The 19,770-nt window shown below is 56.4% G+C and carries 16 protein-coding genes and 1 pseudogene; 14 read left to right on the forward strand and 3 right to left on the reverse strand.

Annotated elements, in window-relative coordinates; genetic code table 11:
* The first annotated feature begins 433 nt into the window (after nucleotides 1-433).
* The gene (locus OCY70_RS01185; protein WP_261944512.1) at nucleotides 434-1,792 is read left to right on the forward strand and encodes an IS1182 family transposase; all 1,359 of its coding nucleotides are present in this window, start codon (nucleotides 434-436) and stop codon (nucleotides 1,790-1,792) included.
* A gap of 294 nt (nucleotides 1,793-2,086) precedes the next feature.
* On the opposite strand, the gene OCY70_RS01190 is transcribed toward OCY70_RS01185, so the two are convergent.
* Complete coding sequence (locus OCY70_RS01190; protein ID WP_213428097.1) at nucleotides 2,087-3,379, reverse strand: glycosyl hydrolase family 8; 1,293 nt, start codon at nucleotides 3,377-3,379, stop codon at nucleotides 2,087-2,089.
* Between the two features lie 244 nt (nucleotides 3,380-3,623).
* Between OCY70_RS01190 and OCY70_RS01195 the strand changes: the two genes are divergently transcribed.
* The 5 genes from OCY70_RS01195 to OCY70_RS01215 all read left to right on the forward strand — a co-directional run bounded on the left by OCY70_RS01195 (nucleotide 3,624) and on the right by OCY70_RS01215 (nucleotide 8,256).
* The gene (locus tag OCY70_RS01195) at nucleotides 3,624-3,758 is read left to right on the forward strand and encodes a hypothetical protein (protein ID WP_261944513.1); all 135 of its coding nucleotides are present in this window, start codon (nucleotides 3,624-3,626) and stop codon (nucleotides 3,756-3,758) included.
* Between the two features lie 157 nt (nucleotides 3,759-3,915).
* A complete protein-coding gene (locus OCY70_RS01200; protein WP_373871450.1) occupies nucleotides 3,916-4,920 on the forward strand; it encodes a glycosyltransferase family 2 protein in 1,005 nt (334 codons plus the stop codon).
* Nucleotides 4,917-5,393, forward strand: a complete 477-nt coding sequence (locus tag OCY70_RS01205; RefSeq protein ID WP_213428095.1) for a GtrA family protein — start codon at nucleotides 4,917-4,919, stop codon at nucleotides 5,391-5,393. Before OCY70_RS01200 ends, OCY70_RS01205 begins: the two co-directional genes overlap by 4 nt.
* A 42-nt stretch (nucleotides 5,394-5,435) precedes the next feature.
* On the forward strand, nucleotides 5,436-6,857 hold the full coding sequence (gene wsfD / locus OCY70_RS01210) for a glycan biosynthesis hexose transferase WsfD (RefSeq protein ID WP_213428094.1): 1,422 nt from the start codon (nucleotides 5,436-5,438) through the stop codon (nucleotides 6,855-6,857).
* A 145-nt stretch (nucleotides 6,858-7,002) separates the two neighbouring features.
* Nucleotides 7,003-8,256, forward strand: coding sequence for an anaerobic sulfatase maturase (locus OCY70_RS01215; protein WP_261944514.1), 1,254 nt, complete (start codon nucleotides 7,003-7,005; stop codon nucleotides 8,254-8,256).
* A gap of 58 nt (nucleotides 8,257-8,314) precedes the next feature.
* Here OCY70_RS01215 and OCY70_RS01220 read toward each other — a convergent pair whose 3' ends face one another.
* Nucleotides 8,315-8,974, reverse strand: coding sequence for a hypothetical protein (locus OCY70_RS01220; protein ID WP_249725030.1), 660 nt, complete (start codon nucleotides 8,972-8,974; stop codon nucleotides 8,315-8,317).
* Between the two features lie 163 nt (nucleotides 8,975-9,137).
* Here OCY70_RS01220 and OCY70_RS01225 point away from each other — a divergent pair, with 163 nt between their 5' ends.
* Together OCY70_RS01225 and OCY70_RS01230 are read left to right on the forward strand one after the other, a co-directional pair.
* Nucleotides 9,138-9,716, forward strand: coding sequence for a hypothetical protein (locus tag OCY70_RS01225; RefSeq protein WP_213428092.1), 579 nt, complete (start codon nucleotides 9,138-9,140; stop codon nucleotides 9,714-9,716).
* Between the two features lie 155 nt (nucleotides 9,717-9,871).
* Complete coding sequence (locus OCY70_RS01230) at nucleotides 9,872-11,266, forward strand: L-cystine transporter (protein ID WP_213428091.1); 1,395 nt, start codon at nucleotides 9,872-9,874, stop codon at nucleotides 11,264-11,266.
* Nucleotides 11,267-11,405: 139 nt separating this feature from the next.
* Here the strand turns inward: OCY70_RS01230 and OCY70_RS01235 are convergent, their stop codons facing one another.
* Complete coding sequence (locus tag OCY70_RS01235) at nucleotides 11,406-11,567, reverse strand: DUF1328 family protein (protein WP_006677150.1); 162 nt, start codon at nucleotides 11,565-11,567, stop codon at nucleotides 11,406-11,408.
* A 246-nt stretch (nucleotides 11,568-11,813) separates the two neighbouring features.
* Here OCY70_RS01235 and OCY70_RS01240 point away from each other — a divergent pair, with 246 nt between their 5' ends.
* From OCY70_RS01240 to OCY70_RS01265, 6 genes and pseudogenes are all read left to right on the forward strand, one after another.
* Nucleotides 11,814-12,422 (forward strand): DUF948 domain-containing protein, encoded by a 609-nt coding sequence (locus OCY70_RS01240; protein ID WP_213428090.1) that lies wholly within the window; start codon nucleotides 11,814-11,816, stop codon nucleotides 12,420-12,422.
* A gap of 177 nt (nucleotides 12,423-12,599) precedes the next feature.
* A complete protein-coding gene (locus OCY70_RS01245; protein WP_261944643.1) occupies nucleotides 12,600-13,739 on the forward strand; it encodes a fused response regulator/phosphatase in 1,140 nt (379 codons plus the stop codon).
* Nucleotides 13,740-13,757: 18 nt separating this feature from the next.
* Complete coding sequence (locus OCY70_RS01250) at nucleotides 13,758-17,183, forward strand: response regulator (protein ID WP_213428089.1); 3,426 nt, start codon at nucleotides 13,758-13,760, stop codon at nucleotides 17,181-17,183.
* 30 nt (nucleotides 17,184-17,213) lie between these two features.
* A complete protein-coding gene (locus OCY70_RS01255; RefSeq protein WP_390955127.1) occupies nucleotides 17,214-18,101 on the forward strand; it encodes a CheR family methyltransferase in 888 nt (295 codons plus the stop codon).
* A gap of 11 nt (nucleotides 18,102-18,112) precedes the next feature.
* Nucleotides 18,113-19,321, forward strand: a pseudogene (locus OCY70_RS01260) (ATP-binding protein); the annotation flags it as partial.
* Between the two features lie 105 nt (nucleotides 19,322-19,426).
* Entirely contained in the window at nucleotides 19,427-19,747 is a 321-nt protein-coding gene (locus tag OCY70_RS01265) for an STAS domain-containing protein (protein ID WP_213428086.1), read from the forward strand.
* Nucleotides 19,748-19,770: the final 23 nt, after the last annotated feature.

Genomic DNA, 19,770 nt, shown 5'->3' on the forward strand with positions numbered 1-19,770 from the left:
TGTGCCTAAGGCCTAAGAAGAGAAAGACTGCAGCATGCAACTGCACCCTTGGCTTTGCCCGAACATTGACTCCGCCCCGTACAACAACAAGGGACTGTCCCATACTCAGTCGCAGGGGAAGACGGGCAACTCGCAGGGTAAGACGGGCAACAGGGAATATAGGTACTTAAAAGACGGCGGCGGGCCAAGCGGCGGAAGAGAGAGGCGGCAGTGAAATCCTGCAAAAGCGCAGGATTTTTCGTAATTTGAGACGCTATTTGATGAAATTCCTGCGTAAGTACATTAATTTTGCTAATTTTCAATTAAAATCCATTATCATGGCTAAAATTCCTGCAGTTTTCAGAGTGTTGAGAAAGTCTATGTTAATTACCCATTCACCGCGTTAATTTGGTATAATGTTCTTATCATAATCCATGGAAAGCGCGGTGTTTGTATGCTTTACACGAATGATCCCAACCCACAACTGGACTATGAACTGGTTTGTCTTGAGCATATGGTTGCCCCTGATCACTTGCTTCGTCATATCGATAAACATATTGATTTTACCTTTATTTTGGACCTTGTGCGTCCTTACTACAGCGAGTCGAACGGCCGACCATCTGTGGATCCCATTGTGTTCTTTAAAATGCTGCTGATCGGCTACTTGTATAACATTCGCTCAGAGCGAGAACTGGAGCGAGTCGTCAACGATTCCCTGGCTTTTCGGTGGTTCTTACGGCTCGGGCTTTCCGGCAAAGCGCCTGACCATTCGATCTTTAGCTGGAACCGGAAAAATCGGTTTAAGGATACTACCGTCTTCCAAGATATCTTCGATAATATCGTTCAGCAGGCGATTCAGCACAACATGGTGGGAGGGCGGCTGCTCTTTACCGACTCCACGCATATCAAGGCAAATGCCAATAACGGACGGTACGAGAAACGAGAAGTCACTTGTACGCCTTATGAATATCTCCAAGAGCTGGAGCAAGCCGTGAATGAGGATCGGGTCGCTTTTGGAAAAAAGCCACTGCCTCCCAAAGAGGAGGCCGAAACCAAGGAACAAAAAGTTAGCTTAACAGATCCGGATAGCGGAAACCTGAATCGGGATGGAAAACCGGAAGGGTTTCATTATTTAGATCACCGCACCGTAGATCATAAATACAACGTGATTACGGACTGCTACGTTACGCCTGGAAATGTGAATGATTCGGTTGTTTATGTGGATCGTCTACTACATCAAATAGAGAAGTTTGGCTGGGAAAAGTCGCTGGAGGCCGTTGCACTCGACTCTGGTTACATGACGGCCTATGTTTGTTACCGTACGAACAAATTAAACATCACGGCAGTTATTCCAGAGCGTTCGACCCGTGAACACGGTGTATTTCCCAAAGAGAAATTTCATTATGATGCAGAAAAGAATGTTTTTATCTGTCCAAACCAGCAAGAACTCACGTACCGCACCACAACACGAAAAGGATTCAGAGATTATAAATCCGATCCCAAACAATGCGCTGCCTGTCCATTATTGAGCAAGTGTAACGAGAACAAAAATAAACAACGCACCATACAACGGCATATCTGGGAAGAACACAAAGAGAAAGTAGTTCAAAACTTCCAGAGTGAGAGCGGAAAAGCCGTTTATGCCCTACGCGCCCAAACCATTGAGCGAAGTTTCGCGGATGCCAAAGTGCTCCATGGACTTCGCTATTGCCGGTTTCGGGGAAGAGACAAGGTGCAGGAGCAAGTGCTAATGACAGCCACTGCACAGAACATAAAAAAGATAGCCACACATCTCGCCAGAAGGGTGGGGTAAAGCAAAGACCCCATCCCCCCTCCATTCTCTCTCACCAAACACCACTTTTTCCCAGCAAAATGATATTACAATGATATTACTTCGTAAAAAACAGGGGTTTTCCAACAGCCTGAGTTTTGCAGGAACCCCTGTAACGGAGTAAACGTCACAAGGAAAAACTGCATTTTGGCAGTTTATTCAGCAATGCGAGCTGTGAGAAGAAAGTTCGGCAAATCGAACTATGAGAAGAAGGAGGGCTGTCTCCCTGCAGCTAAAAACTACTTCATGGGACAGCCCCCAGAAGATGCGTTTAAGTTACGGCGTCCACCAGTTGCCGGAGACGACGATAAGGCTGAGCAGGCGGATGCTGTTGCCGAAGTAGGTGTCGCCGTTGGTCGACTTCGAGGTCGTGTTGCTCCATAAGGAATTGAGCCATTCCTGATTGCTGGAATCGATCATGGCGCTGACGGCGAACGGAGTTGAGAACGGAAGATCGTAGTATGAGACGAGCGGGCTGCCGTTCAGCTTATATCCCGCGCGGATGTTCGCCGGTTTGCTGCCGGTGCTGCTCTTGATCCAGCTATTCAGCTTCGTGAGCTGCGCCTTCGCGCGGGTATCGCCCGTCAAGATGTAGTCGGTCGCGATTCTCCACGGCGTCCGGCAGGAGTTGTAATAGTAGTTGCCGTCATTCGGCGTTTCCAGGTAGGTTCCGACGGCGGGTTTATAGCCGCTGGATTCTTTGGTCGCGAAATCCGGCATCAGCCCGGTTGAGCCTGAATAGCCGGAGAACAGCTGCTGAATGATCGTATAGGTCCGATTCAGGACATTGTCCCAACGCGAATCTCCGGTCGCTGCCTTGAAGACGCGGAGATGGTTGAGCATAAAGTCGGACGGACGCGTTCCTTTGCCCCACTTCGAGTCCGAATCGGAAGCCCAGTCCCCGAGCTTCAAATGCCACGATTTCTGGTTGACCTCGCTTTGCATGATGGCATTGATCAGGTTGACCGCTTCCGCGCGGTAATTGATGCCGCTGGAGCTGCCCCACTGCTTGTCGGCCAACAGGAGCGCATAGGCCATATCCATGTCGCCATCGGTGGCGGCATCCGAGCCGGCTTCCGTATTATTGACGATGGCGGAGCCGTTATCGATCTGCTGCCAGGCCATCAGCTTCGGGTTAATCTCGCTCGGGTGCGCCTTGTAGAAGCGGTATAATCCGTCGAAATAGGTTTTGGCATTGGCGTCATGCCCCGCCATATAGGCGGTAATGAGCATGCCGTATCCGTTCGCTTCGCTGGTGGTGACGGCATTTGGATAGTCATCATCGGATTCGCCGTTTAAGTTGTAGTGAACGAAATATTGATTGCTGACATACGGGTTTTTCTTTAAGTATCGGGCCTTCCATTCGTTGTACAGCCGCTTCACTTCGTTGTCCATCTGGCTCTGGCTCACGTTATTCGGCTTAATGACCCCTGACGCGTACGATTGGTGCTGCGGGAACGGACGATTGACTGCGGCGGCAGACGCCGTCTTCTCGGACATGACCCACAGGGTCTGAACTGAGCCGAGAAGCAGGGTAAGGCAGAGAAACCATTTTACTGACTTTCGCAATGCGATACGACTCCTTTCAAGTTATAAAGTTGAAGCGACTCAATTTTCATGCAAGAAAATTAAATCGATTTCACTTTAAGCTATGCCGATGGGGGTAAGTTCATGATTGCAGAATTAGGTATGAGGAAAGCCATCTGGGCTCGTGAGGAAAGGGGCAAGTCAAGCAACTCAGACAAATCAGGTAATCATGCAAGTCTGAAAATCAGGCAGAGCCGTACATCAGGCGAAGCAGGCAATTGCGGTCATGGATGAAAATATAAGCGATTTAACTTTTGATGCCGAAAACAAAAACCTGTATGTGTCAGAGGCATTTTTTTCAATTATAGTACGAGTCCAGAAAAAAAGAAAAGAGAAACTTAAAGCGCTTACAGATCCTTGACATGATTCGCTTTATTCCCCGACAATGCGATCCGAAAAAGCCCGAATTCACGACATAAATCCCTAAATTTTGAAAAAAGGATTTCATGTTATAGAATATAATGGAAAATGTTTGTATAATAAGGAGGAATTGAATTCCTTCTCTGAAGGAAGCTGTTATGGAGATGACACCGATTTTGTATATGGTTGTTCCTTGCTATAACGAAGAGGCGGTGCTTCCCCTCACGATGCAGACCTTGACCGGCGTGCTGTCCCGCTTGGTTCAGGACTGCGTCATCTCCGCCGAGAGCCGGATATTGCTGGTCGATGACGGCAGCAGAGACGCGACCTGGCTGACCATCGTGCAGGAACGGGAACGGAATCACTGGATTGCCGGATTGAAGCTGTCCCGCAATGCCGGACATCAGAAGGCGCTGCTCGCCGGGCTGATGTATGCCAAAAATTTTGCCGATTGCGTCGTCTCCCTTGACGCCGATCTGCAGGACGATGTCGCCGTCGTGAGGCAATTCGTCGAGCAGTTCCGCGACGGCTGCGATATTGTTTACGGCGTAAGGGACAACCGGGATAACGATACGTATTTCAAGCGGTGGAGCGCCGAATTTTTCTATAAGCTGATGCGGCGGATGGGCATTCCGCTTGTCTACAATCATGCCGATTACCGGCTGATGAGCCGCCGCGTTCTCGACTACCTGAGCCAGTTCCCGGAGTCCAATCTGTTCCTGCGCGGCATCGTGCCGCTCATCGGCTTCCCGTCTTCCGTCGTTCCTTACCGGAGGATGGAGCGGGCTGCGGGCGAGACCAAGTATCCGCTCCGCAAAATGCTGTCGTTTGCCTGGGACGGCATTACGTCCTTCAGCATGAAGCCGATGCGGGTCGTTACCGCGCTTGGCTTCGTCAGCCTGGGCGCAAGCGCGCTGGCGGGCCTCTATGCCCTCCTGTCCAAGCTGTTGGGACAGACCGTATCCGGATGGACTTCTCTGATGCTGTCCGTCTGGTTCGTCGGCAGCGTCCAATTGCTGGGCCTGGGGGTGGTCGGGGAATACATCGGCAAGATCTATTCCGAGGTCAAGCGGCGTCCGCCTTACATCATTGAGCAGGTGCTGGCGGACAAGCCGGTCATCGAGCAGCCGGTCCGGGCGTATGGAACGGGGTGGGCGGAGTGAGCGGCGCGAAGCTGGCCGTGCGGGGCGGCGCCCGTCTGTTCGGCCGCTATGCCGCCGTCGGGGCCGTGAACACGCTGGTCGGGCTCGGGACGGTGTATGTGCTGCTGTATGCCGGCTGGAGCCATTTTCACGCGACATTCGCGGGCAACTCGGTCGGCGCCGGGGTGAGCTACATTCTGAACCGGCGCTATACGTTCCGCTACCGGGGGCAATGGCTGCCAAGCTTGATCCGGTTCATCGCCATCGCCTTGCTCTGCTACGGACTGGCGTACCAGGCGCTGCATCCGGCCATGTCTGCCCTGGCGGCCCTCCTGCTGCCCGCTTGGGCCTCGCCCTGGGAGCCGTATGCGGCCGTATTGGGGGAAGCGGCGGTCTATACCGTTGCCTCGTTCCGGCTTCACCGGGCCGTCACGTTCGCCCGGCCAAGCGGCGGGGACGACGATACCCCGCCTATCGAAGCCGGCGTCAAATAGCAAGCAAGCATAGCGATTTCCACACGGGAGAGTGATTCATGCATGAAGCAGAAAGACTGGGTAACGTGGGGAGCGATGGGAATAGGCGCGCTTATTCTCGTCGTCATTCTGTTCATCCCCCCGTTCATCGGGGTCGCGAACAATGGCGACTTCGAACGGATTGTGGGCAGCGGCGGCATTGCCCCGCTGAGCGACAAGTTCACCTATGAACAAAAATATTTCGGCTACAGCCACTCGCACTATGAATACGGCCCCTTCTCCGTGAACTATTGGTCATCCCAAGCGCTGTTCGTCTTCCTGGCCGGGCTGCTCGGGCGGGCATGGAGTTCCGCTTCGTTTCCGCTGGAGGCGATGGGGGCGATCTATGCCGCCCTGCTGCTGGCGGCGCTGTTCCTTATTGTCCGGCACGCCTGTTCCGGACAGCGCTGGCTGCAGTTGACCGTCGCGCTCTGCCTGCTGTTTATCTTCTTCGATATTGCCTATGTGGCGTATTTTCAATCTTTTTTCGGCGAGCCGGTCTCCCTCATCTTCCTGCTTCTCGGATCCGGAACGTCCTTCGTGCTGGCATCGCGGCGCAAGCCTTCCATCGGCTGGCTTGTTCTGTTCTTCGTCTCCGTCCTGATTCTATCCGCATCCAAGCTGCAGAATGCGCCGATTGGCCTCGTCTTCATCCTCTTCGCCTTCCGGCTATACCGCAAGCGCCCGGAGCGGAGCTGGAGGAGCACGGTCATTGCCGGTTCGGCCTCGATACTGGCCGTGTCCGCATTGGTGTATGCCTATGCGCCGCAGGGGCTGAAGCAGATCAACCTGTACCAGACGATATTTTACGGAATATTGAAGGATTCGCCTCATGTGAAGCGAGATCTGGCAGAGTTGGGCATCCCGGAGAAGTTCGCCGTGCTCGCCGGGACGAATTACTTCCAGAAGGATGTGCCGATCCGGCAGGACGATCCGGAATTGACGGAGCATGTCTATTCCCGGCTCGGGCATGCCGATGTGGCCGCCTACTATATCCGCCATCCCGGGCGGATGATCGATAAGCTGGAGGCCGCTTCATCTCAAGCCGCGATGATTCGGCCGTACTATCTGGGCAACTATGAGCAAGAGGCCGGCAAGCCTCGGGGCGCCCTGTCGTATACATACAGCGTCTGGAGCGAGACGAAGAAGGACTTGCTCCCGCAGCGCTTCGCTTTTAATCTCGTTTTTTTCCTTCTATATATAGGTGTCGCGCTCAGGGAATATACTCGCAGACGCTATGGGAAGCATGTGGTCGATGCGGCGCTGGTCATCGGCTTCGTTGCCATTATCGCGGTGGCGGTGCCGCTGGTGGGGGACGGCGAGGCGGATTTGGGCAAGCATTTGTTCCTGTTCAACGTCAGCTTCGACATGATGATCATCGTATCGCTCGTCTGGGTGATCGCCCAGATTCGCAGAATTTTTGACCGATCCCCCGAATTGCATTGATGAAGCACGGGCGACATGGCGATGAGGGCCGTATGCACCCGCCGGCATATGACCTTGTTCCTAGCGAATCGTTGAAAAATAAGGATATTGTAGATGCGACAGCCGGTGACGCCGGCCGCATCTACAGAGTAAGGGGGCACGGGATATGAACGCTGACGTGAGAGACATCGCCCGCCATCCATTCACTGGTGTCATGTGGAAGACCGTATCCGAGGATTGCAATCTCGCATGTGATTACTGTTACTACAGTTCCTGCCAGGGCCGGCCTGGCCATACGATTCAGCGGATTGACGAGGATGTGCTGGACACGTTCATCCGCCAATGGATGGAGCAATCGCAGGGGGTGGCCTCCTTTGCCTGGCAAGGAGGGGAACCGCTGCTCGCGGGCAAGCCCTTCTTCGAGCAGGTCGTCCGGCTGCAGGCGGCCCATGCGCCGCCGCGCACGGTGATCAGCAACGCGCTGCAGACGAACGGCACCCTGCTCGATGCGGAATGGGCGGCCTTTTTCAAGCGATATGCCTTCTTGATCGGGGTCAGTCTGGATGGTCCGCAGCCGATACACGACAAGCACCGCGTCACCGGATCGGGAGCCGGCTCCTATCAAGCCGTCATGCGCGGAATCGATCATTTGCGTCAGGCAGGCGTGGATTATAATATTTTGACCGTCATCCACGAGGACAATGTGGGCGAGGCGGCCGCGCTGATAGATTTCTTCTCGGCGGAGCGGTTTACGCATATCCAGTTCATACCGTGCATGGATTTCCGATCTCAGAACGTCGACGCGCCCGGCCTCTATACGATCACGCCGGAGCAGTACGGACAATTTCTATGCGAAGCTTTCGATAAATGGTACAACGGCGGGGAGCCGATCTTCTCCGTCCGGATGTTCGACAACGTCCTTCAGGCCGAATTGGGCCTGGAGCCGGAGATGTGCACTCATCGCGAATCCTGCCCCTCGGCGCTCGTGCTGGAGCCGAACGGGGACGCCTACCCGTGCGACTTCTTCCTGCACGACCGCTACCGGCTCGGCAATGTCGGCACCGACCGGCTGGCCTCCTTGTCCTGCCATTCGAACTGGCAGCAATTCCATCAGATGAAGCAGGAGGTGCCGGATGCTTGCGGCGCATGCGAATATTGGCGCTACTGCCATGGCGGCTGCCCGCGCAACCGGATCGGCCGGGACGGCTTTTGGGAAGGCCATACCGACTATTTCTGCGAGAGCTACCGGATGCTGTATGCGCATGCGGGAGAGCGCATCGCCACGCTTGGCCGGAAGATCCGCCTGCAGGAGCTGCTGCGGCTCCGGGGGAGCGGCCGCCCGCTGCCCGGCCGCAATCAACCTTGCGTATGCGGCAGCGGACGCAAGTTCAAGCAATGCTGCGGGCCGCTGCTGCCGTAGGCTGCCCGCTTCCAAGAACAAGAGGCGATGCTCGAATGGCATCGCCTCCTATGTATTGTTACCACTTGATCCACAAGTCGCCTTTCCAGGTGAACACCTTGCCCCAGCGCTGGTTAGTCCCGTCGTAGCGAACCTCTGACACGTTCACCGTCTGCGGGGAGAGCGCGCCTACCTTGCGGCCGTTGACTTGGTCATACAGCGCAGTCTTCTTCTCCAGCTTTGCCTTCTGCTTCTCCTGGCTTGGGGATATGACCCAGGCCTTGCCCTTGTACGTATGAAGCTGATACCAGACGAACCCGGAGTCGTCGATCTGTTCATTGATCACGTTTACGGTCTGGCGGCTGAGCACTCCCAGCCGCTCGCCGTTTATTTTATCGTAGAAGGCCGTTTTGTCGGGCAGATCGATCGACTTGTAGGAAGCGTTCGGATCCTTGAAGTAGCCGTATCCGATCCAGGTCAATGCTCTGTGCCAGGTCCGGTTGTCTAGATCCACGACCGACTCTTCAATATTGACGATCTGGGGCCCTAGCGCCCCCATCCGCTTCCCGCCCGGAAACGTATAGAACGGGACGGACTCATCGAGATCGATTTGCTTCGTCGGCTTCCCGACCGTGCCTGGAACCGCGTGTCCCTCTGAATCCGCGGCCCACGCCGCCGCAGCCGAGAAGGCGCTTAGGGCTGCAGTCAATGCCAACACTGCCGATAATTTCTTCATCATTGAATTCTCCTCTCTCATGGTTATACAATGGTATGGTTTACAGCGATGAGATATACGTGACGCCGTCTATCTCATACTTGCTTGTACACTATGTAACCGTGGGCAATTCGATTTGAAACAGGGCCTTCCCGCTGGTTAAATAGAAGGAGAGGGAGGAGATTGCATGAAAAAAGGATGGAAATGGCTGGGGAGAACGATTGCCTTCCTGATCTTATTCGTGATTATCGCAAGCGTTGCTTTCATATTCTATATTCGGCCGGCGGAGAAGATTGGGTGGCCGGGCCATGTCGAGGTATCGATCCTCGGCAAGCTGGAGCAGATGGTGAAGAACCGTTCCTTGTCCCTGCAGTTGAATGAGGACGAGATCAATGCGCTGGCGGTGCAAGGGATGCAGAAGACGGAGCCGTATCGATCGTACATGAAATTGTGGAAGCTGGACGGCATGCGGATTCATCTGCAGCCGGGCGGCCTGGAGGCGCAGGTGCAGATGGAGCCGTTCCCGGGCATCCGGGCCGAGGCGAACATCCGCTATGAGATGGAATGGAACCCGGAGCAGCAGAGCGTGCGCGCGGTTCCGCAGTCGGTGCGCATGAAGGGCTGGGAGATTCCGGAGTCCTGGCTGAACCTGAAGCCGATGGAATTCCCGATCGCGGCGGAGCTGCCAGATTGGGTGAAGGTCAAAAAGTTCGATTTCCATGCCGACGGCTGGGTAATGAAGCTGGGGCTGTCCTTGACCAAGTAACAACGCCCGCGCGCCATCCAATGAAGACCGTCCATCGAATGTATCGCTTGCCTCCGCTGGATAACTGTTCCCGAATTGGGCAGTAATAAAAACGCAGGGAACCGGCAATAGGCTGCTCCAGCCATTTTGAACCAGGACAGAGGAGTGATGCAGAGATGACAGTCGGATGGTGGGTAGCGATTCACGCCATCATTATGCTCGGCCTGGTGGCGCTGCTGTACCGCATGCAGCGCAAGCATGTATCTTTTACGAAGCGGGTATTCGCGGGTCTTGGTCTCGGAATTGTATACGGGGCAGTGCTGCAGTCGCTTCATGGCCCGAACAGCGCCATTGTGGAGCAGGCGGCCGACTGGTTCGAGATCGTCGGCGTCGGCTATGTGCGGCTGCTGCAAATGGTCATCATGCCGCTCATTATCGTATCGATCATCTCCGCCATCATTCATGTGAAGGCCAAGGCGGGGGTAGGCAAGATGAGCGCCTCCATCATCGGCATCTTGATCGGCACGACCGCCGTGGCTGCCGTTGTCGGCATCGTCACGGCCCTCGTCTTTCAGTTGTCCTCGTTCGAGATTGAAGCGGGCAAGGAGGAGATTGAGCGCGGCAATTATTTGGACAGCAAGCTGGGGGAAGTCAGCGAGATGACGCTGCCGCAGCAAATTATTGAATTCATTCCGGCCAATCCGTTCCTTGATATGACGGGAGAGCGGCGGACCTCGACGATCGCCGTCGTCATCTTCGCGGCCTTCGTCGGCGTTGCCGCGCTTGGCGTGATGCGCAAGAAGCCGGACACAGGGGCCGCTTTCATGACCCTCATCGACGCGCTGCATGCCGTCGTCATGCGGATGGTAACGCTGGTGCTGAGGCTGACCCCTTATGGCGTCCTGACGCTGATGGCCGTCGTGGTCGCCACGACGGCGCCCTCGGAAATATGGAAGCTGGGGAAATTCGTCATCGCTTCATATGTGGCGATCGTCATCATGTTCTGTCTGCATCTGCTGCTCATGGCGCTGTCCGGCATCTCGCCGCTCCGGTACGTGACCGGCGCGCTGCCGGCGCTCGTCTTCGCGTTCACCTCCCGCACCAGCGCAGGCTCGATTCCGATCAACGTCGAGATGCAGGTCAATCGGCTCGGCGTGCCGGAGAGCTTCGCCAACTTCAGCGCCTCGTTCGGCGCCTCGATGGGGCAGAACGGCTGCGCCGGCATCTATCCGGCGATGCTGGCCGTCATGATCGCCCCGAGCGCGGGCATCGATCCGTACAACCTTGGATTTCTGCTCCAATTGGTTGCGGTCGTGGCCATCAGCTCATTCGGCGTCGCCGGGGTCGGGGGAGGAGCGACCTTCGCCGCGCTGATCGTGCTGTCCTCGATGAACTTGCCGGTCGCGCTGGCGGGGCTCCTGATTAGCGTCGAGCCGCTGATTGACATGGGGCGGACGGCCTTGAACGTGAACGGTTCGATGACCGCGGGCGTCCTGTCCTCCCGCTGGCTCGGCCAATGGAACCGGAAGCGGTTCAATGAGGAGCGCCAGCCGCATCGCGAGGACATATAGCGGATGATCCCCATGGAAAATATGAACAAGCTTTCACACTTTTTTGCCCGCAAATGCGATACAATACAAAGGACGCCTTCTTCGTCGGAAGGCGTCCTTTGTTGCATTGCAGGGCAGATGCGGCTGAATGCTGCAAGGGCTATGGCGTTCTTCGTCCCGTGAACAGGGAGATGATGAACAGAATCAGGAACAGGAAGAACAGGATTTTGGCAATGGATGCCGCGGCCTCCACAATGCCGAAAAACCCGAATATCCCGGCTATGATCGCGATAATTAAAAAGATGACAGACCATCTTAGCATCGGTTTCCACTCCTTTGGCTGGTTAATGGGTCTGATGAATGCATGGATCGCTCACCGGCCGATGGATCCACGGTGAAGCTAAGGATGAATAACCGGTCTCCAATTGGAATGAAACAAATAAAGATAACTGTTTCACAAGCGGGCCTGACGGGTACTAAATGGATGATTTCATGGCAACATGCACATCCGTTTTGCAAATAGATGATTGGGTTCACATTTATACAGAGAGAGAAAGGCGGAGATGTTATGCTAGTTGAAATCAGTGCGCTGATCGCGGCGCTGGCCTTTGCCGTATTGGTCGTCTTCCTGATTCAGACGCTGCGGTCGGCCAAGCAGTCGCTCGACAAGGCGTCAAGAACGCTGGAGGATGTGCAGCAGACCGTACAGATGCTGAGCGGGGATCTGCAGGCGATCGCGCGGAATGCCAATCACATGACCGAGGAATTGCAGGGACAATTGAAGAAGATTGAGCCTGTGGCCGATTCGGTCCAGAATGCCGGAGAAGCCTTGAATGAATTGACGCTGGCCGCGAAGCAAATCTCGGTCGGCTTCGTAAGCGGCGTCCGCAAAGCGGCGAGCCGCTTCGAGAAGAAGCGCCAGGACGGGCCGGCACCGGGAAGCCAGCCGGCGAACACGGGCGGCTCTTATGCGGACAGCCCGGCTCCAGTCGGACAAGCCCCTTCTCCGATGCAGGACGGAGCGCCCGGAGCAAGCGCCGCTTCCGCGCTGCCGCTCGCGGCTGCCGCCGCGGAGCGCCCGCAACCGGGAGCGCCGGCGAAGAAGGGCGGGGACGATTGGAAGGCCTGGGTCGATCTTGGAATACGCGCATGGCAGCTCTGGAGGCAACGAAGCTAGTTATCCAGCCGGACTAACGGTTACGTTAGCCGGCTTTTCCGATCTGAGCGGGAATACCGTTGGATCCTATGCCATAAAAAGGGGTGCGAAAGCAGCCGCGTTTCCGTTATATTGGAAGGTAGAGAGTGTAAGTGTTCGGGCAGTGGAATGCTGTCGATTGAGGGGAGGAGAAGGATGTTGAACGTACTTGTTGTCGACGATAATCCGACCAATGTCATGCTGATTCGGGAGATCCTTCGCAAGGCGGGCTATACGGGAGTGCAGTCCGCCTCTTCGGCGCGGGAAATGTACGAGGTGCTCGGCCTGGAAGGACCGGTAGGTCCGCTCTATGTGCCGGACATTGATCTCATTTTGCTGGATATGATGATGCCCGAGATTGACGGGCTGGAGGCGTGCCGGACCATTCAGCAGTATTCGGAGCTGCGCGATATTCCGATCATTATCGTGACGGCGATCGGCGATTCGTATATGCTGGCCGAGGCGCTGGACGCGGGAGCGGCGGACTACGTGACGAAGCCGATTAACCGCATCGAGCTGCTCGCCCGCATCCGGCTGGCCCTTCGCTTGAAGCAGGAGAAGGACTGGCATAAGGAACGCGACCGCCATATCCGGGAGGAGCTGCGGCTCGCCGCCCGGGTGCAGACCTCGGTGCTGACGGAGCCGCTCTCCGATGAGCGGATTACGATAGACGCCCTCTACCAGACGTCCGAGGAGCTGGCTGGAGATCTGTACGCCTGGTTCAAGCTGGGGGAAGGCCGCTACGGCATCATGATTATCGACATGATGGGGCATGGCGTCTCCTCCGCGCTGCTGTGCATGTTCATCGCCTCGGTCCTGAGGGACGCGGTGGTGCAGACCGAGCAGCCGGACATGGTGCTGAAGCGGTTGAACACGAAGTTCCACCAGCTTCATATGAACGGGAATCTGATGCTGTATTATATGACGGCGCTCTATGTCGTCGTGGATACGAATGAGCGCACGATCCAGTATGCCAATGCGGGCCACCCGCCGGGGATCGTCATGATGGAGGACGGCCGGATGGTGACGCTGGAGTCGACAGGCTATCCTGTCGGCATGTTCGCCGAGCTGGAAGTGGATACCCATGCTTTGAAATTCGACTCGCGGGCGAGAATCGCGCTGTATACCGACGGGCTGCTGGAATCGGCAGGGGCCGCCGTGGAGAGCGCGATGGAGCGGATCGGAACGCTGTTGAAGCAGGAACCGTCCTTGAAGAGCAAAGCCTGGGACGAGCTGCTCCATCCGCCGGGAGAAGAGAGCGAGGACGACAAATGCCTCGTATGGGCCGACATTCATTAGACAGAGGGGGAGCATGCGTTGAAGCTGCGAACGAAGCTCATCATCGGTTATGTCATGTTGATGATCATCATTCTCGCGCTGGGCTGGTATTCGTTTGCCCGGATGGGCGGCCTGAAGCAGGACTTGGATCATTTCTACCGGGACAGCTTCCAGAAGGTTGAGCTGGCGCTGACGACGCGGGACGATGCCAATGCGATCGCCCGTGATCTGGTGACTGAGCTGCTCAATCCGGACAAAGCGGATCAGACCGGCAGAGAAGTGCTGGATAAGGTCGACGGCTACAAGGAGCGGATCAACCGTTCTCTGGAAGAGCTGACCCGGAAAGCGGCCAAAGCCGAGGAGAAGCAGATGGTGGAGGCGTCGCTTCACGATTGGGGCCGCTACGACCAATTCGTGACCGATGCGATTCGGCTGAGCATGGAGAATGAGTATGAGCAAGCCAACCAGCTCCGCAATGAATACGGGCTTGATTATCAGAACGATTTGCTGAACAGCCTGGGCGATCTGGCCCGCTACCATGAAGCGGTCATGGAAGATCAGGTGACGGCCGCGACCGAGACGTATGAAGCGGCCCTGACGTGGACGGCGGTCATTATGCTGCTCGGAATTGTCGTGACCGCAGCGGTCATGCTGTGGGTCATTCCGAGCGTCACGCGCAATCTCAATACGATGTCGGTCATGATTCGGAGTCTGGCCCGCGGACGGATGCGCGTCATTCAGAAGCTGGAGCCGCATACGAATGACGAGATCGGGGAAGTCATTCATGTCTTCAAGCAGATGGCCGAGGATGTCGAGAGACGGAAGCGGAGCGAGGAGCAATTCCGGCTGGTTCAGGAGGAGCAAGCCTGGATGGACGCCAATGTCGCCCGCGTGACGGAGCTGTGGAACGGCGTGACGACCTTGAACCAGGTCGGGGAGACGTTCGTGAGCGAGTTCGTGCCGACGCTCGGCGCGCAATACGGGGCGCTCTATATCCGGGATGACCTGAAGAACCCGGATTGGCTTCATCTGTGCGGCGCTTATGCGGCCGCCGGCGGCCTCCAGGCCGAGACGGGCTTCCGCGTCGGCGAAGGCTTGGTCGGACAGTGCGCGCAAGACGAGGAGCCGATCTATATTCATGATTTGAAAAACAGTTCGCTGCGCATCCAGAGCGGGATATGCGATACGGAGCCGATGGAGCTCATTGTCTATCCAATCATTTTCGAATCTACGGTTATCGCCGTGCTGGAGCTGGCATCTGTGTCGCCGCTGTCGAGGAAGGAGCAGCAGCTCATGGAGCAGCTGGCGGACAAGCTGGGCGTCATCATCCACACGATTTCCGGACGGTTAAGGGTCGAGGAATTGCTGCGTGAATCGCAGGCGCTGACGGAGGAACTGCAGTGCCAGTCCGAGGAGCTGCTGACGCAGCAAGAAGAGATGCGGCGCTCGAACGAGCATCTGGAGGCCCAGACCGAGGCGTTGAAGCGATCGGAGGAGATGCTGCAGCGTCAGCAGGAGGAGCTGGAGCATTACAATACGGAGCTGATCGCGAAGACGCGCGCGCTGGAAGAGCAGATGCTGGCCACCCAGGAGAAGAACGAGGAGCTGGAGAGCGCCCGCAAGGAATTGGAACGCCAGGCGCTTCAGCTTGCGCTCGCTTCCAAGTACAAATCGGAATTCCTGGCGAACATGTCGCATGAATTGCGGACGCCGCTCAACAGCCTGCTCGTTCTGTCCCAATTGCTCTCCGAGAACAAGGAAGGCAATCTGCAGCAGAAGCAGATCGAGTATGCGCGCACGATTCATAGGTCCGGATCGGATCTGTTGAAAATGATTGACGAGATCTTGGACTTGTCCAAAGTCGACGCGGGCAAAATGCAGTTGAACTATGAAAAGGTGCATTTGTCGGAGCTGACCGCTTATATCCGCGACAGCTTCTCCGAGATCGCTTCGCAAAAAGGCCTCCGGCTTGATGTCCATATGGATGAGAACGTGCCGGACAGTCTGGTGACAGACGGTCACCGGGTCATGCAGATCATCCGCAACCTGATGTCCAATGCGGTCAAATTCACGAACCGCGGAAGCGTCGCCTTCCATATCGGCATGGCGGAGGAGGAGGAGATCCCGGCCCTTCTCCGCAAGGAGGGGATGCCTTTCTTCGCGCTGCGGGTGAGCGATACCGGAATCGGAATTCCGAAGGAGAAGCAGGATCTGATCTTCGAAGCGTTCCAGCAGCTCGACGGCACGACCAGCCGGAAGTACGGCGGAGCCGGGCTGGGGCTGTCCATCAGCCGGGAACTGGCCCGTCTGCTCGGCGGGGCGCTTGCGGTGGAGAGCAAGGAGGAGGAGGGCAGCACCTTCACCTTCTATTTGCCGGTGCAAGCGACCAGGCAGCCGGAAGCGGCGGAGGGCAGCGTCCGCCTCATCGAGCATTGGAACGAGAAGGCGATGGCGTCTGCGGCGGCGGAATCATCCGCAGCGGCAGGATCATCTCCAGCTGCAGGATCATCCGAAGCGCATCCGGAAGCGGAGCAGCGGGACGATGAGACGGCGGCTTCGCCCGATCGCACATGGAAGACGTGGCACCGGGAGTGGGACAACGCGGTGAGGCATGAGGCCGCCGCGGCCGCGGAGCAGAAGCGGGAGCGGGTATGGCCGCTGGAACGGAAGAAGCTGCTCATCGTGGAAGACGACGGCCCGCAGCGGCAGTCGCTGATCGCGCTCATCGAGGGGGCCGATGTCGAAGTGCATGCCGTCTCGACCGGCACGGAGGCGCTGAAGTCGCTGGCTGACACGAAGTACGACGGCCTCGTGCTGGATCTGCTGCTGCCTGACATGAACGGATTCGAGCTGCTGGACAGCATGGGCGCTCATGAGGAGTTGCGCAAGGTTCCGGTCATTGTCTACACGGGCAAGCTGCTCGACAAGAAGGAAGAGCTGGAGCTGAAGAAGCGCGCGCGGAGCATCATCATCAAAGATGTGAAGTCGCCGGAGCGGCTTCTGCAGGAGACGATGCTGCTGCTGAACCGGCCGGGAGAAGAGGAAGCGGGGGCGCATGCGAGCGGGCACGCATCGAACGATCAGCTGCTGGCAGGCAAGCGCATCCTGCTCGTCGATGACGATGTGCGCAACGTGTTCGCCCTGTCCAGCGTGCTGGAACAGTACGATATGGACATCGTCTACGCGGAGAATGGCAAAGAAGCCATCGAGGCGTTGACCGCGGATCCGGAGCATTTCGACCTGGTCCTGATGGACATGATGATGCCGGAAATGGACGGCTACGAGGCGATGCGCCTCATTCGGGAGATGCCTGCGTTCGAGAAGCTCCCGATCATTGCCCTGACCGCCAAGGCGATGAAGGAAGATCGCAATAAATGCATTGAAGCCGGGGCTTCCGACTATGTGAGCAAGCCGTTCCAGAAGGATCAACTGCTGTCGCTGATGCGGGTCTGGCTGTACAAGTAGACGGAATTATCTTTTCAAGATGACACAGACATGAAGGAGCAGGGGATGGAGATGAGAGGCAGAGAAACCGAAGGGAACCGCGAGGGACGGCGCCCCCAGGATTCGGATCGGGAGAGAGTAGAAATCGAGCTGCTCCTGGAAGGAATTTATCGGGTCTATGGTTACGATTTTCGGGAGTATGCCTTTCCTTCTCTCCAGCGGCGGATCTGGCATCAAGTATATGCCGAGCAGGCGGAGACGATCTCCGAATTGCAAAGCCGCGTGCTTCATAACCGGGACAGCCTGCAGCGGCTCGTGCACAGCCTGTCCATTCCGGTGACGGAGATGTTCCGCGATCCCCAGATGTTCGGCGCATTCCGCCGCACCGTCGTCCCTCTGCTTCGAACCTATCCGTACATCCGCATCTGGCATGCCGGCTGCTCGACGGGGGAGGAGGTCTACTCGATGGCCATCCTTCTTCACGAGGAAGGGCTGTACGAGAAGACGAGGCTGTATGCGACCGATATGAATTCGCGTTCGCTGCGCATCGCCAAGGAAGGCATCTGTCCCTTGGACAAAATGAAATTGTACACCAAAAACTATATGGAAGCGGGCGGCACCCGTTCCTTCTCCGAATATTACACCGCTTCCGGAGAAGGAGTCGTCATTCATCCCTATTTACGCAAAAACATTATTTTTGCCGAGCATAATCTGGCGACGGACCGTTCCTTCAACGAGTTCAATGTCATTCTCTGCCGCAATGTCATGATCTATTTCAACGAACCGCTGCGCAATCGGGTGCATGAGCTGTTCTACGAGAGTCTCGCCCCGCTGGGCGTGCTCATTGTCGGCGCCAAGGAATCGCTGCATTTTACAGTGCATGAAGCGTGCTATGAGGAGATGGGCCGGAACGAGAAGATTTATCGCAAAATACGGTAGGAGGTATACGGATGGCTGCCTTGGAACCGATAAATATACTGCTGGTCGATGACCGGCCTGAAAATTTGCTGGCGCTGGAGGCGGTCCTGTCGGAAGAAAGCTACCGGCTCGTCAAGGCGACGTCGGGCGAGGAAGCCTTGCGCCATCTGATGAAGAGCGAATTCGCGGTCATCGTCCTCGACGTTCAAATGCCCGGCATGGACGGCATCGAGACCGCCAAGTGGATTAAAGCGCGGGAAAAGACGAAAAACATCCCGATCATTTTCGTATCCGCCAATTACAAAGAGACCGAGCATCTCTTTGCCGGCTATTCGGCCGGCGGGGTGGATTACATGATCAAGCCGTTCGTCCCCCATATTCTCAAATCCAAAATTCACAGCTTCGTCGGCATGTTCCTGGCGCAGAAGCGCCTCCAATCGCAGAAGATGCTCCTTCACCAGAAGACGCAGGAGCTGGAGCGGATGAACCGCGAGCTGGCTGCGGCCAAGGAGGCCGCCGAACGCGCCGCTCTCGCCCGCACGCAGTTCCTGGCGATGATGAGCCATGAGATCCGCACCCCGATGAACGGAGTGCTCGGGATGGTCGATCTGCTGATGGATACCGAGCTCACTCCCGAGCAGGGGAATTATGCCGAGATGATCCGGAAGAGCGCGGATGCGCTCATTCGGACGATCAACAACATCCTCGACTTCACGAAGATGGAGTCGGGCAAGCTGGAGCTGGACGAATTCCCGTTTGACTGCCAATCGCTCGTCTCGGAAGTGTATGAGCTGTTCACGCCGGAAGCGAGCAAGCGCGATCTGAAGCTGACGTACACGATTGCGCCCGACGTGCCGAATTGTCTCTACGGCGACATGTTCTGGCTGCGGCAGATTCTCGTCAACCTGGTCGGGAACGCCGTCAAATTCACGGACCGCGGCGAGGTCGAGATCCGCATTTCCCTTCTGCCGGAGCGGCGGCAAGAGGAGGACCAGGAACGGGTGAAGGTCCAATTTGAAGTGAAGGATTCGGGCGTCGGCATTCCCGAGGCTAAAATGGACAGGCTGTTTCAGCCGTTCTCCCAACTGGATTCCTCGATGAACCGCAAATATGGCGGGAGCGGCCTCGGGCTGGCGATCTGCCAATCGCTCGTCCACATGATGAAGGGAGATATCCGCACCGTTCCGGTAGAGGAAGGGGCGTTGTTCGTGTTCCATGTATGGCTGGGGACATGCGAGGAGCAATAGGATTCGTTTCGATGTTTCGGGCCCGCGCATTTCGGTTATTTAGGTTACAGTGAGGGCATAAGGATAGAACCTAGAAGTCGTGAGTTAGGAGAGGAAGCTATGAACGGCAACAAATTCAAAGTAACGACGCAGCAAGAGGAACATCAAGTGACAGCGCGCTTGCAAGGGGATCTGGACCTGGCAGCCGCGGGGGAGTTCCGCAGCCTGCTGGAGCCGATAGTCAATGACCCGGCACTGGATTTGACGCTCGATTTGGAGAAGCTCACTTATATCGACAGCACCGGAATCGGAATTCTCATCTCCGTGCTGAAGCTTCGGAAGGAGCAGCAAGCGCAGTTCCGTATCGTTCACGTGCCGCAGCAGATTCAGAAGCTGTTCCATATGACGGGGATCTCCAAGTTTTTGACACCGAACGCCTAAATTTATGGAAATATGAAAGGGAA

It is taken from the genome of Paenibacillus melissococcoides, assembly GCA_944800085.1.
GTDB lineage: Bacteria > Bacillota > Bacilli > Paenibacillales > Paenibacillaceae > Paenibacillus_B > Paenibacillus_B melissococcoides.